The 13,758-nt window shown below is 71.6% G+C and carries 12 protein-coding genes and 1 pseudogene; 6 read left to right on the top strand and 7 right to left on the bottom strand.

The genetic code is table 11. The annotated features are described in order from the left end of the window. Positions 1-28: 28 nt before the first annotated feature. The 3 genes and pseudogenes from EES43_RS30960 (at position 29) to EES43_RS06940 (ending at position 2,790) form a co-directional block, all read left to right on the top strand. Positions 29-1,003: a helix-turn-helix domain-containing protein gene (locus EES43_RS30960; RefSeq protein WP_124271824.1), complete on the top strand. Its 975-nt coding sequence runs from the start codon at positions 29-31 to the stop codon at positions 1,001-1,003. A gap of 5 nt (positions 1,004-1,008) precedes the next feature. Beyond that, on the top strand, positions 1,009-1,584 hold the full coding sequence (locus EES43_RS30955; protein ID WP_241192619.1) for a peptide deformylase: 576 nt from the start codon (positions 1,009-1,011) through the stop codon (positions 1,582-1,584). A gap of 209 nt (positions 1,585-1,793) precedes the next feature. Then, positions 1,794-2,790 (top strand): annotated as a pseudogene (locus EES43_RS06940) (IS630 family transposase). Positions 2,791-3,299: 509 nt separating this feature from the next. Here EES43_RS06940 and glnA read toward each other — a convergent pair. Further along, positions 3,300-4,709 carry a type I glutamate--ammonia ligase gene (glnA, locus tag EES43_RS06935; protein WP_124267901.1) on the bottom strand — a complete coding sequence of 470 codons (1,410 nt, stop codon included), beginning with the start codon at positions 4,707-4,709 and terminating at the stop codon, positions 3,300-3,302. Between the two features lie 280 nt (positions 4,710-4,989). On the opposite strand from glnA, the gene EES43_RS06930 reads away from it, so the two are divergent. Continuing rightward, positions 4,990-5,397: an RDD family protein gene (locus tag EES43_RS06930; RefSeq protein ID WP_206430168.1), complete on the top strand. Its 408-nt coding sequence runs from the start codon at positions 4,990-4,992 to the stop codon at positions 5,395-5,397. 87 nt (positions 5,398-5,484) lie between these two features. On the opposite strand, the gene EES43_RS06925 is transcribed toward EES43_RS06930, so the two are convergent. From EES43_RS06925 to lipB, 4 genes are all read right to left on the bottom strand, one after another. Beyond that, positions 5,485-6,192 (bottom strand): DUF4191 domain-containing protein, encoded by a 708-nt coding sequence (locus tag EES43_RS06925; protein WP_124267899.1) that lies wholly within the window; start codon positions 6,190-6,192, stop codon positions 5,485-5,487. 143 nt (positions 6,193-6,335) lie between these two features. Continuing rightward, on the bottom strand, positions 6,336-6,536 hold the full coding sequence (locus EES43_RS06920; protein WP_124267898.1) for an SCO2195 family GlnR-regulated protein: 201 nt from the start codon (positions 6,534-6,536) through the stop codon (positions 6,336-6,338). 282 nt (positions 6,537-6,818) lie between these two features. Further along, positions 6,819-7,799: a lipoyl synthase gene (gene lipA / locus EES43_RS06915; RefSeq protein WP_124267897.1), complete on the bottom strand. Its 981-nt coding sequence runs from the start codon at positions 7,797-7,799 to the stop codon at positions 6,819-6,821. Between the two features lie 170 nt (positions 7,800-7,969). Further along, a complete protein-coding gene (gene lipB / locus EES43_RS06910) occupies positions 7,970-8,779 on the bottom strand; it encodes a lipoyl(octanoyl) transferase LipB (protein ID WP_124267896.1) in 810 nt (269 codons plus the stop codon). A gap of 271 nt (positions 8,780-9,050) precedes the next feature. On the opposite strand from lipB, the gene EES43_RS06905 reads away from it, so the two are divergent. Further along, positions 9,051-10,637, top strand: coding sequence for a regulator (locus EES43_RS06905; protein WP_124267895.1), 1,587 nt, complete (start codon positions 9,051-9,053; stop codon positions 10,635-10,637). 36 nt (positions 10,638-10,673) lie between these two features. Here EES43_RS06905 and EES43_RS06900 read toward each other — a convergent pair whose 3' ends face one another. Continuing rightward, entirely contained in the window at positions 10,674-12,041 is a 1,368-nt protein-coding gene (locus EES43_RS06900) for an FAD-dependent oxidoreductase (protein ID WP_124267894.1), read from the bottom strand. A 234-nt stretch (positions 12,042-12,275) separates the two neighbouring features. Then, on the bottom strand, positions 12,276-13,175 hold the full coding sequence (locus EES43_RS06895) for a TIGR01777 family oxidoreductase (RefSeq protein ID WP_124267893.1): 900 nt from the start codon (positions 13,173-13,175) through the stop codon (positions 12,276-12,278). 53 nt (positions 13,176-13,228) lie between these two features. Here EES43_RS06895 and EES43_RS06890 point away from each other — a divergent pair, with 53 nt between their 5' ends. Then, entirely contained in the window at positions 13,229-13,753 is a 525-nt protein-coding gene (locus EES43_RS06890) for a GNAT family N-acetyltransferase (protein WP_124267892.1), read from the top strand. The last annotated feature ends 5 nt before the right edge of the window (positions 13,754-13,758 follow it).

Raw genomic sequence — 13,758 nt, 5'->3', positions numbered from 1 at the left:
TGACCATCACGCGGGGGCGGGTCTTCCGATGGACGCGCAGGGCGAAGAGATCACCGGCGACCAGACGGCCGAGGACTTCGCGGCGGAAGTGGCGCGCTGGCGCGAGGTGCGCGGCATGTCCAAACGGGCGCTGGCCAGGGCGATGGGGTTCGACCCGTCCTACGTCAGCCATGTGGAGTCGGGCCGGCACAAACCCAGCGAAGACTTCGCCCGGCTCGCCGACGAGGCTTTGAGGGCAGGGAAGGCCATCTGGCGACGATGGCGCGAGTACGAGAAGGCACGGGCGCGCAGCGGCGTCCCGTCTCCAGCTCCGCTGGCTTTCCGCCGCTCCGAGCAGCCGTACGCCACCGATTCGGCTCTCGTGGTCGAACACGACGCGGCCCTTCTCCACTACGACGGCCGCTCCTACCGGCTCACCATGCGCCGACTACTGCGCAACACCGGCACTGAGCCGGTGACCCGCTACCTGATCCGTATCTCAGTCGATCGTTACCCCGGCAACCCCGAGCAATCCAACGCCCACTACCGAGCACACCCCCTGACCTGGGACGAACTCGACCTCACAGCCATCTGCCGAGGGGAGTCGATGCGATGGCAGGCGAAGCACGACCGTGACGCCTTCAAAGAAGTCTGGCTGCTCTTCGACAACGAGCACGGCCGCTTCCCCCTCTACCCGGGCGAGTCCGTCTGGATCGAATACGCGTACACCGTGGGCCATGAGAAGTGGGGCAACTGGTTCCAGCGAGCCGTACGTCTGCCCACCGAGCAACTCGAAGTCCAACTGGTCTTCCCGGCTGCTCTCGACCCCGTCGTCTGGGGCACCGAGACATCCATGACCGCCGAGGCCTCGCCGCTGCGCACCCCACCCATTCGCAGGGACGACGGTGACCAGCGGACTTTCACGTGGATCACGACCACGCCCGCACTGCACGCTCGGTACCGTCTGGAATGGCGGTTCCGGTTACAGCCCGAACCCGAGACGGAACAAGGAGAGTTCAGGTGACGGACATGCGGCCCAGCCAGCGGATGCGAGACCTAGGAGTCGTTCAGCAGGGTGCCGCCATCCTCACCGAACCGGCCCGCGCCTTCGACCTGCCTGCTGAGAAGGATGAAGCAGAGCGTGTCGTGGACGAGCTGTTCGCCGCCATCGACCGCATCAGCCAGGTCCATCCCTTCGCCAAAGGCGTGGGCCTCGCTGCCCCACAGATCGGCATCAGCCGCGCCGCCGCCGTCGTCCAGCCGCCCGGCGACGCACCCGCGATCGTCCTGCTCAACCCAATGGTCACTGCCCGCTCAGGCGAGACGGACGAGCAGTACGAGGGCTGCCTGAGTTTCTTCGACGTGCGCGGCCTCGTGCCCCGCGCTCTGAAGGTCACGGTGGAGACCGCGGCCCTGACCGGCGAGCCCCTAACCACCGTGTACGAACACGGCCTCGCCCGCCTCATCCACCATGAGGTCGATCACCTCGATGGCCTTCTCTACGCCGCCCGCATGCGAACTGGCGTCGAACCGATCCCGGTGGAGGAATACCGCCAGACCGGCCGGGCCTGGGTTTATGCCGGCAATGCCCGGCCGGAAGCGTGATGGCAGTTCTTCGTTCTTCAAGAAGACGCCTTGACATCCGCGGCGCTCGCACTTCACCGGCTACACACTCCTCTGCTGGTGGCGCCCCAAGAAGAGCATCACAGTGATATTGATCAGAAACGGTTTGGTTTCTGGGTCGTTGGGCGGGTGTGAGTGATCTGGTGGGGGACGCGCGGCATCTGTCGCCGTCGGCGCAGGAGGCCCTGCGGCTGCGGGCGGTGGCCGCGCTGGTAGCGGGACGGGACCGCGAGGACGTGGCGGCGGTGTTCGGGGTGTCGTTGAAGGCGGTCGGCACGTGGTGGGCGAAGTGGCAGGCCGGCGGGCGGAGGCGCTGGTCATGCGTCCGCGTGGCAAGCCGGTCGGGTGCGCCAGGTGCTCGGGGAGGCCGAGCAGGCCGTGGTGCGGCAGGCGGTACTCGATCACCGGCCCTGTGAGGTGGGGCTTTGCGGTCAGCTGTGGACGCGGCGGTGGGTGGGGGAGCTGATCGCGGAGCTGTACCGGGTGCGGCTGACCGAGGTGGGGGTGGGCGAGTACCTGAAGCGTTGGGGGCTGTCCTTCCAGCGTCCGGACAAGCGGGCCGTCGAGCAGGGCCCGGATGCTGTCCGGCGCCGGCATCAGGAGACCTGGCCGGGGATCCGCGCGAAGGCGAGGGCCGACGGGGGGATCCTCTTCGCCGATCAGGTCGGCATCCGCTCGGACCAGGTCACCGGCCGTACCTGGGGTGAGAGGGGTAGGACACCTGTGGTGCGGCGGAGCGGGAACCGGTTCTCGGTGAACGCGATTTCGGCGATCAGCACCAAGGGCCGGATGCACTTCATGGTCTTCGCCGAGAGCTTCACCGCCGAGGTGATGTGCCGCTTCCTGGACCGGCTCGCCGGCCACTTCGACCACAAGGTCCACCTCGTGGTCGACGGGCACTCCGCCCACCGCTCCAAGAGGGTCCGCGACTGGCTCGCCGCCCACTCCGACGACTTCGAACTGCACTTCCTGCCCCCGTACTCGCCCGAGCTGAACCCCGACGAGTTGGTCAACGCGGACCTCGAGCACAGCCTGCCCAAGCAGCACCGGGCTCGCGATCAGGCCGAACTCGCCGCCGAGACCCGCCGCTTCTTCCGCAGACGCCAGCGTCAGCCGCACATCGTCCGCGGCTACTTCGGCGGCCCGCACGTCCGCTACGTCCTGGACGAGAACCCCATGAGTTTCTGATCAATAGCACGATGCGGCCTTGTGCAGCTACCTACGTAGCCGCGATGTTGCTGTCGTAGTGTTTGTCGCCCAGTAAAACGGCGCGTGTGGGGCTGCCCGGCCCGGTCGGCGACCTGGAGGAAGGAACGCTGCCGACCGTGATGACGGTCTGCGTAGACGTTGGCCGCGTAGTGATCAGGCGTCCGGGAGTATGCGGTGCGGGCCTCGCCCCCCAGTCTCCTGCTTGCAGTGAAGCCTTTGCCAGTCCGGATCCGAAGCCCAAACTTCGGCGGCAACCACTGCCAGGTAATGGCGTGTACGCGTCAAGTAGCCTGGAAGAGTCAGCGAGGGCTGCCACTCTGAATGGGTGGCAGCCCTCGTGGCACCTGACATCACGTCGAAGAGGTGGCTGGCCGGTGCACACGTGGGCACAAGGCGGCGAAAAACAAGCACTGGCAGCGAAAAGAGCTGATTTCGTAGGTCACAGCAGGTTTTCGAGATGCGCCTTCAGGCAAGCCAACCCCAGCCTCTTAGATGTCGAAGTACAGCTCGAACTCGTGCGGGTGCGGGCGCAGCTGGATCGGGGCGATCTCGTTCGTGCGCTTGTAGTCGATCCACGTCTCGATCAGGTCGGACGTGAAGACGCCGCCCGCCTGGAGGTACTCGTTGTCCGCCTCCAGGGCGTCGAGCACGGCCGGGAGGGACGTCGGGACCTGCTGGACGTTGGCGTGCTCCTCGGGAGCCAGCTCGTACAGGTCCTTGTCGATCGGCTCGGCCGGCTCGATCTTGTTCTTGACGCCGTCCAGGCCCGCCATCAGCAGCGCGGAGAACGCGAGGTACGGGTTGGACGACGGGTCCGGGGCGCGGAACTCGACGCGCTTGGCCTTCGGGTTCGAGCCGGTGATCGGGATGCGCATCGCGGCGGAGCGGTTGCGCTGCGAGTACACCATGTTGACCGGGGCCTCGAAGCCGGGGACCAGGCGGTGGTACGAGTTCACCGTCGGGTTGGTGAACGCCAGCAGCGACGGGGCGTGCTTGAGGATGCCGCCGATGTAGTAGCGCGCCATGTCCGACAGGCCGGCGTAGCCCTGCTCGTCGTAGAAGAGCGGCGAGCCGCCCTGCCACAGCGACTGGTGCACGTGCATGCCCGAGCCGTTGTCGCCGAAGATCGGCTTCGGCATGAAGGTCGCGGTCTTGCCGTTGCGCCAGGCGACGTTCTTCACGATGTACTTGAAGAGCATCAGGTCGTCGGCCGCGGCGAGCAGCGTGTTGAACTTGTAGTTGATCTCGGCCTGGCCGGCGGTGCCGACCTCGTGGTGCTGGCGCTCGACCTGGAGGCCGTTCTTGTCCAGCTCCAGGGAGATCTCGGCCCGCAGGTCGGCGAAGTGGTCCACCGGCGGGGCCGGGAAGTAGCCGCCCTTGTAGCGGACCTTGTAGCCGCGGTTGTTCTCCAGCGCACCGGTGTTCCAGGCGCCGGCCTCGGAGTCGATGTGGTAGAAGCTCTCGTTCGCCGACGTCTGGAAGCGGACGTTGTCGAAGACGTAGAACTCGGCCTCCGGGCCGAAGTACGCGGTGTCCGCGATGCCGGTCGAGGCCAGGTACGCCTCGGCCTTCTTGGCGATGTTGCGCGGGTCGCGGCTGTACTGCTCGCCCGTGATCGGGTCGTGGATGAAGAAGTTGATGTTGACGGTCTTGTCCCGGCGGAACGGGTCCACCCGAGCCGTCGACAGGTCCGCGCGCAGCGCCATGTCGGACTCGTGGATGGCCTGGAAGCCACGGATCGACGAACCGTCGAAGGCCAGTTCCTCGGCCGGGTCGAAGGTCGCTGCCGGGATCGTGAAGTGCTGCATCACCCCGGGCAGGTCGCAGAACCGGACATCGATGAACTTGACGTCGTTGTCCGCGATGTACTTCTGCACTTCGTCGGCGTTCTGGAACATCCAACTCCTCCTACTCCCGGCCCGGGAGGGACGGGGTTGTAGCTCGTGGTGCGGCCAGTGCGGTGGCACACGCTGGACCCGACCATAGGCAGGCGGGATTTCTCAAGCATGACCCATTTGTTTCGCCCAAGTTAACCGGGGCGAGGGCGGGCGGCATCTCCGCGGCTGTTTCCGTGCCCCGCCCGGCAGGGCGCAAACATGGGCGCAGTACCGTGGACGGGTGGACAACAGGCAAGCAATCGGATCGTGGCTCTCGGGGCCCCGCGCGGCGGCCGAGGAGATGGGCGCCGACTTCGGCTACCGGGGCAAGAGGCTCGGGCTGCCCGAGGAGGGGCCGGGATCGATGGCGCCGCTCGGCCGCCGGTTCGGGGCGGTCTTCATCGACTGGACGCTCTGCATGCTCATCGCCTACGGGCTGCTCGCCCGCGGTGACCAGCAGATGGCGGGCAACTGGGCGCTCGGCGTCTTCCTCGTCCTGAGCGCCCTGACCGTCGGGACCATCGGCTGCACCCCGGGCAAACGCCTGCTGGGGCTGCGGGTGGCCGCCGAGAACGGCGGACGGCTCGGTTTCGTCCGGGTGCTCCTGCGCACCGTCCTGCTGCTGCTCGTCATCCCCGCCCTCGTCTGGGACCGCGACGGCCGCGGACTGCACGACCGGCTGGCGCGCGCCGTGCAGATCCGCATGTGAAGAGCGAAGCGAAGTGGGGTGGTCCCGGACCTGTTCGGTCCGGGACCACCCCACTTCGCGTTCACCGCGTCCTGCGTACGCCCGGGCTCAGCGCATCTTTCCGCCGCGCGGCATCCGCATGCCCTTGGGCATCGGCCCCTTCGGCAGCGGCATGTTGCTCATCAGGTCGCCCATGGCGCGCAGCCGGTCGTTGGTGCTGGTCACCTGCGGGCCGGTGAGCACCCGGGGGAGCTTGAGCATCTTGGTGCGGACCTTCTTCAGCGGCGTCTGGCCCTCGCCGTTGCCCACGATGATGTCGTGCACCGGCACGTCCACCACGATGCGGGCCATCTTCTTCTTCTCGGCCGCCAGCAGGCTCTTCACGCGGTTCGGGTTGCCCTCGGCGACCAGGACGATGCCGGCCTTGCCGACGGCCCGGTGGACGACGTCCTGGCTGCGGTTCATCGCGACCGCGGGAGTCGTGGTCCAGCCGCGGCCGATCCGGTCCAGGACGGCGGCAGCCGCGCCGGGCTGCCCCTCCATCTGTCCGAAGGCCGCCCGCTCGGCGCGTCGCCCGAAGACGATCGCCATCGCGAGGACGGCCAGTACGAAGCCCAGGATGCCCAGGTACACGGGGTGGCCGATCGCGAAGCCGATGCCGAGGAGGACACCGAACGTGACGATTCCCACACCCGCGACGACGAGACCGATCTTGCTGTCGGTCCGCTTGGTCATCTTGTAGGTCAGGGCGATCTGCTTGAGCCGCCCTGCGTTCTCGGCGCTGTCCGCGCCTTCAGTGTTTGCCTTCCTCGCCATGATGCGAAGTTTACGTGGCCCGGGGGAGGGCTCGACGTCCAGGGCGGATCGGCGAGTGCGTGTGCCGGGGGCCACGAGTCCGAGTCCGCCGCCAGGGCGTACCCCGGGCCTCCGGGACCCCGTCGCGAGGGCGGCGGGACTTCCTAGGCGTGACCCTCGCCCACGGCTTCCAGGACGTACTGGGCCTCCACCCGGTCCTCGGCGCGGCGGCGGTCCTCCAGGACGGCTGTCCAGGCGTTGCGGCGGGCGGTGCGCTGGCCGCTGCTCAGCAGCAGCGACTCGACGGCGCGCAGGGCGGTGGTGACGGACGGAAGGGCGTGCGCGCGGACCGGTGCGGCCTGCATGGTGTTCCCCCTCGGAACGGATGCGCCCCCGGGGCGCGGACTGAGAACGGGAAGCGGTGACGGTGACGGCGGCGGCCAGGCCGACGCCGTACGTGTACGTGTACGTGTACCTAGGGTCACCGCTCGGTGTTACCAGCGCATGACCGGTCGGTCAAACACTAATGAATCCTTGATTCCGGCACCGCGCACGCCGGGGCGGCCCATACGCGTCCCTCACCTGCGGAGAGTGCGCGGGCCGCCGTCGACATGCGGTTACCGGTCAGTAGCGCCGGGTGAGCGGATTCACACGGCCCGCGCGGTGGGCGGGCTCCCGGCCGCGGCGGCGCCGCGCGCCTCCATCGCCTGCTGGAACAGGCGGCCGGCGCGGTACGAGGAACGCACCAGCGGGCCCGACATCACGCCGGAGTAGCCGATCGCGTCGGCCTCGTCCTTCAGCTCGACGAACTCGTGCGGCTTGACCCAGCGCTCGACCGGGTGGTGGCGCACGGAGGGGCGCAGGTACTGCGTGATGGTGATCAGCTCGCAGCCCGCGTCGTACAGGTCCTGAAGCGCCTCGCTGACCTCCTCGCGGGTCTCGCCCATGCCGAGGATCAGGTTGGACTTGGTCACCAGGCCGGCTTCCCGGGCCCGCGTGATGACCTCCAGGGAGCGCTCGTAGCGGAAGCCGGGGCGGATCCGCTTGAAGATCCGCGGCACCGTCTCCACGTTGTGCGCGAGCACCTCGGGGCGTGAGGAGAAGACCTCGGCGAGCTGCTCGGGCTCCGCGTTGAAGTCGGGGATCAGCAGCTCGACCTTGGTCGCGCCCGCCTCCCGCTGCGCGGTCAGGGCGTGGATCTGGCGCACGGTCTCCGCGTACAGCCAGGCGCCGCCGTCCTCCAGGTCGTCGCGCGCGACGCCCGTGATGGTGGCGTAGTTCAGGTCCATGGTGACGACGGACTCGCCGACGCGGCGCGGCTCGTCGCGGTCCAGCGCCTGCGGCTTGCCCGTGTCGATCTGGCAGAAGTCGCAGCGCCGGGTGCACTGGTCGCCGCCGATGAGGAAGGTGGCCTCACGGTCCTCCCAGCATTCGAAGATGTTGGGGCAGCCCGCCTCCTGGCAGACCGTGTGCAGCCCCTCGCCCTTCACGAGCTTCTGCAGCTGCTGGTACTCGGGGCCCATCTTCGCCCGCGTTTTGATCCACTCGGGCTTGCGCTCGATGGGGGTCTGGCTGTTCCGGACCTCCAGGCGCAGCATCTTGCGCCCGTCGGGTGCGACAGCGGACACTCCGGCACTCCCCTTTGCTTTCGCTGCATTGGATTCTTCGGCGAACACCAGGGTACGCCCGTAATTCAAACGGCCTTACGTCCGGCCAACCTGCGGCCGAAGGGGCCTATTCCCCGGACGGCTGTACCGGTGGGTAACGCCACGGATGCCCGCCGGTACCGCCGACGGTGTCAGGCGGACGCCGCCGCCTTCGGCGGCTCGACCGCCCGGGGCGCGAGGTCCGCGTTCTCCAGGATCTCGCGCAGGTGCTTCTCCACCACCGGCAGCACCTCGCCGATGGTGATCTCCCGGCCCAGCTCGGCCGAGAGCGAGGTGACCCCCGCGTCGCGGATGCCGCAGGGCACGATGCGGTCGAACCAGGTGTTGTCCGGGTTCACGTTGAGGGCGAACCCGTGCATCGTCACGCCCTTGGCGACCCGGATGCCGATCGCGGCCAGCTTGCGGTCCTCGCGGCGCTGGCCGGCGTTGGACGGGGCGTACTCGGGGCCGTTGAGCCGCGGGTCGAACTCCTCGTCGTTGAGCCGCGGGTCGAAGTCCAGCGCGAGCCCGCCCGGCGACGGACGCCGCTCGACCGGGTCGCCGAGCACCCAGACGCCGCTGCGCCCCTCGACCCGCGAGGTCTCCACGCCGAAGTCGGCGGCCGTGCGGATCAGCGCGTCCTCCAGCCGGCGGACGTGCGCGACCACGTCGACCGGGCGCGGCAGTTTCTGGATCGGGTAGCCGACGAGCTGCCCCGGGCCGTGCCAGGTGATCTTCCCGCCCCGGTCCACGTCGACGACCGGCGTGCCGTCCAGCGGGCGTTCGCTGTCGGCGGTCCGGCGGCCCGCCGTGTAGACCGGCGGATGCTCCAGGAGCAGGCAGGTGTCCGGCGCCAGGTCCGCGAACCGGGCCGCGTGCACCTCGCGCTGCTTCTGCCACGCCTCCTGGTACTCGACGGCCTCCGCGCCGAACCCCAGACGGACGAACCGCAGCTCGCTCACGGCAGATGCCTCCCTACGTGTGGCGCCGCGCGCCCGGAGGGGTGTCCCCGGGATGACGGCGCCCTGCACTGATCGCGCCCGCGACCCACTGTACGACCGTCACCCGGTCGGCCCTCGGGCAGGTCGATTCCGTCAGCTCTGTTCGCAATCCTCACACGATCGGATGAACGTGGAGCAAAGGGTGCCTCCGGACGCCCCGGTGGCCGCTAAATTCACGCCGTTCCCATGTGGGCTGCCCGTCCGGCCCCGAAGGCAGGAGACCGTACAGCTGATGTCGGAGCGACCCCCACAGCGCACGCCCAACCGCCGACTCGCCTCACTGATCGCGGAAGCCGGGTTCTCCCATGCGGGTCTGGCCCGCAGGGTCGACCAACTCGGCCTCGAACACGGCCTCGACCTGCGGTACGACAAGACCTCCGTCACCCGCTGGCTCCGGGGGCAGCAGCCGCGCGGCACCACGCCCGCGCTGATCGCGGAGGTCTTCACCCGGCGGCTCGGACGCAGGCTCTCCGCCCAGGACCTCGGCCTCGACGCCTGTGCCCCCGTCTACGCCGGCCTGGAGTTCGCCGCGACCCCGGCCGAGGCCGTCGACATCGTCAGCGGACTGTGGCGCAAGGACTCCGGCACCCACACCGAGCTGCGCAAGATCGCCTTCACCCCGGCCGGCCTCGTCGTGCCCAGCCGCGACTGGCTGATCGGGCGGCCCGACGACTGGGTCGCCCGCGACGGCGGCCCGGACCGCCAGCCCGCGCCGCCGCGCCGGGCCGGCGCCCCGGTGGCCGGCGGAGCCCCGCTCGCGGGCCGCCCGGACGGCCCGCCGCGCACCGACCTCCGCGGCGCGCTGCGCGCCCCCGCCCCGCAGGCCGTACAGCCGTCGCCGCTCACCGCGCCGCCCGGCGCCGGGCCGCTGCCCGCCGTCCCGCGCCAGCGGCAGCAGACCGACCGCGGGCCCGGCCAGCGGGTGGGCGGCGGGGACGTGGCCGCGCTCCGCTCGGTCGCCGAGCTCTTCCGCGCCCTCGACAACGCCTACGGCGGCGGGCACGCCCGGCAGGCCCTCGTGCGCTACCTGGAGCACGAGGCCGAGCCGATGCTCCGGGGCAGCTACGGCGAGGCCACCGGCCGCCGCCTGTTCGCCGCCGCCGCCGACCTGACCCGGCTGGCCGGCTGGACCTCGTACGACATCGCCGCCCACGGCCTCGCGCAGCGCTACTTCGTCCAGGCGCTGCGTCTCGCCCAGGCCGCGGGGGACCGGGGCTACGGGGCGTACGTCCTCATCACGATGAGCCGGCAGGCCGTCTACCTCGGGCACGGCCGGGAGGCGGTGCAGCTCGCCCGGGTCGCCCAGCAGGGCCTCGGCTCGGCCGCGCCGCCGCTCGTCCAGGCCCTGCTGCACTCGGTCGAGGCGCGCGGCCACGGCGTCCTCGGCGAGGTCCGGGCCTGCACCGCAGCGCTGACCCGGGCCGAGCACGCCCTGGAGGCGGCGCGGCCCGGCGACGACGTGCCGCACTGGGCCCGCCACTTCGACGAGGCGCAGCTCGCCGACGAGCTCGGCCACTGCCACCGCGACCTCCAGCAGTACCGGGCCGCCGCCCAGCACGCGGAACGCTCGCTCCAGCTGCGCGCCCCGGCCTACGCCCGCAGCAGGCTCTTCTGCCGGGTCGTGCTGGCCTCGGCCCGGCTCGGCCTCGGCGAGCTGGACCAGGCGTGCCTGCTGGGCGCCGAGGCGGCCCAGCAGGCGTCGGAGATGCGCTCCGTACGGGCCACCGAGTACGTGCGCGCCTTCGAGCGGAGCCTGGAGCCCTACCGGGACGCCGCCGCCGTCCGCGGCTACCGCGACCGGGTCGCCGCCCTCGGCTGACCCGGACGCGGCCACCGGCGCGCGAGGGGGCAGCCCTTACGCCGCCTCGGCGAGCCGCGCGTCCCCTTCGTGCGCCGCCGGGAGGCCCAGGTCGGCCAGGATCGCCCGCGCCGCGCGGCGGCCCGACTGGAGCGCGCCCTGGACGGTGCTCGTGTCGCGGTGGTCGCCGCACACGTACAGCCCGGCCAGCACCCGCACCGGGCGGCGCGGATCGTGCGGGGCCTCCATCGCGGGCACCGCCTCCGGATCGTGATGGGCGGCCAGCAGCTCCCAGTCGTGCGTCGGCGTGCCGTACAGGGCCGCGAGATGCCCGCGCACGGAGCGGTCCAGATCCGGCGGCGGGGTCCCCAGCACCGTCGAGGTGATCAGCGTCCGGCCCGCCGGGGCGCGCGAGGGATCCACCTCGCTCATCACCGCCGTGTGCGCCACCGGGCCCGACCGGTCGGCGTCCAGCACCAGCGAGCCCCCGGTCGGCGGCGGCGCGGGAGCGGTGTGGTGCAGGACCGTCACGGGATGGAACGCGGGCAGGCGCAGACCGGGCAGCAGCTCGGCCGCCGCACCCGCACCGGTGGCCAGCAGCAGCGAGCGGCAGCCCAGTTCGCCGTGCTCCTTGGTGCGTACGGAGGTGATGTCGGCGGCCGTCACGTGCACGCCGGTGCGCACCGTCCCCGGCGGCAGCGCGGCGGCCAGCAGATCGGGCAGAGCCGCCGAGCCCCCGGCCGGGACGCAGAGCCCGCCGCGCGCGTAGTCCCGCAGGACCAGCTCGGCGTACCGGCTCGACGTCGTCAGCGCGGGATCGCCCAGCAGGGCCGAGAGCAGCGGACGCAGGACGCCGTCGACCGTGCGGGCGGGCAGACCGCCCACGAGCGGCGAGTCGGCCGCGGTCCGTTCCGGGCGGGCCAGGATGCGGGCCGCGGGCACGGCGGCCAGCCGGGAGAGCGCCGCGCTCAGCCGGGCCCGGTCGATCGCGCCCGTCACCACGCCGCTCCTGCCGCCGCGCGGGGCGATCCGCGGACCGCCCCCGTACGTTCGGGGCGGCGAACTGTGGGGGGCGCTCGTACGGGAGCGCACCGCTTTCAATGCGCCCCTCGCGCTCCGGAGGTCGGCCGTGAGGTGGCGTCGGCCCTCGCTGTGCACCAGCACTCCGGGCGCGAACCCGGCGAGCTTCGGGCCCCCGAGCCCGGGAGCGCCCGCCAGCTCGGGCCAGGAGCCGCAGAGCAGCGGGCCCAGATGGTCCAGGCGGAAGCCGTCCAGGTCGTCGGTGACCAGTCGGCCGCCCACCCGGGACGCGGCCTCCAGGACGCTGACGCCGAGCCCTGCCCGGGTCAGCAGGTGGGCCGCTGACAGGCCGGCGATTCCGGCTCCGATGATGACCACGTCTGCGTGGTGTGCCGTGCTGCGCACATGCCCCTCCCGAGTCGGTGCGACTGGTGGAGGGCTATTGCCCTCGACAGCTCCCCGGAATACCGGAGTTCGCATCGAGGCTAGGAGGACGGCCGGGAACGGGTCAGTCGCGCGCGACGGGGAGCACCGGGGCACGGGGTCGCACACGCCGGGGCCCGCACCCGCCGGACGTACGCCCGCACCGGACGGTACGGCCGGACCTGCGCCCGCCACCGGCCGTCCGTACACGAGCGGTCAGCGCAGTGCCGCGCGGATCGCCTCGTCGATGCCGGGGAAGGCGAAGGCGAACCCGGAGTCCAGCAGCCTGCCCGGCAGCACCCGCTGACTGCCCAGCACGTCCTCCGCGAACTCGCCGAGCGCGGCCCGGAGCGCGGGCGCGGGCGCGGTGAAGAGAGTCGGGCGGCGCAGGACGCGGCCCATGGCCGCGGTCACCTCGGCGTTGGTGACCGGATCGGGCCCGGTGAGGTTCACCGGGCCGGTGAGGGTCTCGGTGTCCAGGATGTGCCGCAGCGCGGCGACGTGGTCGTGCAGCGCGATGAAGCTCCAGTACTGGCGACCACTGCCCATCCGGCCGCCGAGCCCGGCCCGGAACAGCGGGAACAGCCGCCCCCACGCACCGCCCTCGCGCGCCACCACCAGCCCCGTGCGGGCGTGGACCGTGCGGATGCCCGCCTCCTCGGCGGCGGCGGTGGCCGCCTCCCACTCCTCGCACACGGACGGCAGGAACCCGTCGCCGGGCGGCGCGCCCTCGTCCACCGCGCGAACGCCCGTGTCGCCGTAGAAGCCGATCGCCGACCCGGAGAGCAGCACGCGCGGCGGAGTGTCGAGCGAGGCGACGGCGTCGGCGATCGCGGCCGTGCCCAGCACCCGGCTGTCGCGGATCTCCCGCTTGTACGCGTCCGTCCACCGGCGGTCGCCCACCCCGGCCCCCGCCAGGTGCACCACGGCGTCGCAGCCCACCAGCCCGGCCACGTCCACCCGACCGCGCTTCGGATCCCACTCCACCTCGTCGCCGGACGCGGCGGGCCGCCGCACCAGGCGGGCCACCTCGTGCCCGTCGGCTCGCAGCGAGCGCACCAGCGCCGCTCCGATGAGTCCGGTCGATCCGCTGACGGCGATACGGGAGCTCGGCATGCGTCCATCCTGCCCCATGGACCCCGTCGGACACCGCATGGCACAGTGACGCCATGCCTCCGCCCGCCCTGCGTCCCGTCCGCCGCGCCGTGCCCTCCGACGCCGCCGCCCTGGGCGAGCTGGACCGGGCGACCTGGTCGACGCTGCACGCGGTGCAGCCCCGCCCGCAGCCGCCGTACGCCCCGTTCTTCGACGAACGGCACCTGCCGCAGTACTACCTGGTGGCGGAGGCCGAGGCGGCGGAGGAGCCAGGCCGCCACCGCCTCGCCGGATACATCGCGCTGCGTCCGCCGACCGCGCTCGCCTGCAACGCCCACGTCCGGCAGATACAGGGGCTCGCCGTGGCCGTCTGGGCGCGCGGGGCCGGAGTCGGGCGGATCCTGCTGCGGGCCGCCGTCGCCGAGGCGCGCCGCCAGGGCGCCGCCCGGATCACCCTGCGGGTCCTCGGCCACAACACCCCGGCCCGCGCGCTCTACGCCTCGGAGGGGTTCGCCGTGGAAGGCGTGCTGGGCGGGGAGTTCTTCCTGGACGGGCGCTACGCCGACGACGTCCTGATGGGCCGCTCCCTCACGCCGTGACCCGT

Origin of the sequence: Streptomyces sp. ADI96-02 (genome assembly GCF_003846185.1) — a bacterium.
GTDB lineage: Bacteria > Actinomycetota > Actinomycetes > Streptomycetales > Streptomycetaceae > Streptomyces.
This window is presented reverse-complemented; position numbering and strand designations above follow the sequence as displayed.

Coding starts and splice junctions, on each gene's coding strand:
- EES43_RS30960 (WP_124271824.1), top strand. CDS start 29: ATGGACGCGCAGGGCGAAGAGATCACCGGCGACCAGACGGCCGAGGAC.
- EES43_RS30955 (WP_241192619.1), top strand. CDS start 1,009: ATGCGGCCCAGCCAGCGGATGCGAGACCTAGGAGTCGTTCAGCAGGGT.
- glnA (WP_124267901.1), bottom strand. CDS start 4,709: ATGTTCCAGAACGCCGACGAAGTGCAGAAGTACATCGCGGACAACGAC.
- EES43_RS06930 (WP_206430168.1), top strand. CDS start 4,990: ATGGGCGCCGACTTCGGCTACCGGGGCAAGAGGCTCGGGCTGCCCGAG.
- EES43_RS06925 (WP_124267899.1), bottom strand. CDS start 6,192: ATGGCGAGGAAGGCAAACACTGAAGGCGCGGACAGCGCCGAGAACGCA.
- EES43_RS06920 (WP_124267898.1), bottom strand. CDS start 6,536: ATGCAGGCCGCACCGGTCCGCGCGCACGCCCTTCCGTCCGTCACCACC.
- EES43_RS06905 (WP_124267895.1), top strand. CDS start 9,051: ATGTCGGAGCGACCCCCACAGCGCACGCCCAACCGCCGACTCGCCTCA.
- EES43_RS06895 (WP_124267893.1), bottom strand. CDS start 13,175: ATGCCGAGCTCCCGTATCGCCGTCAGCGGATCGACCGGACTCATCGGA.
- EES43_RS06890 (WP_124267892.1), top strand. CDS start 13,229: ATGCCTCCGCCCGCCCTGCGTCCCGTCCGCCGCGCCGTGCCCTCCGAC.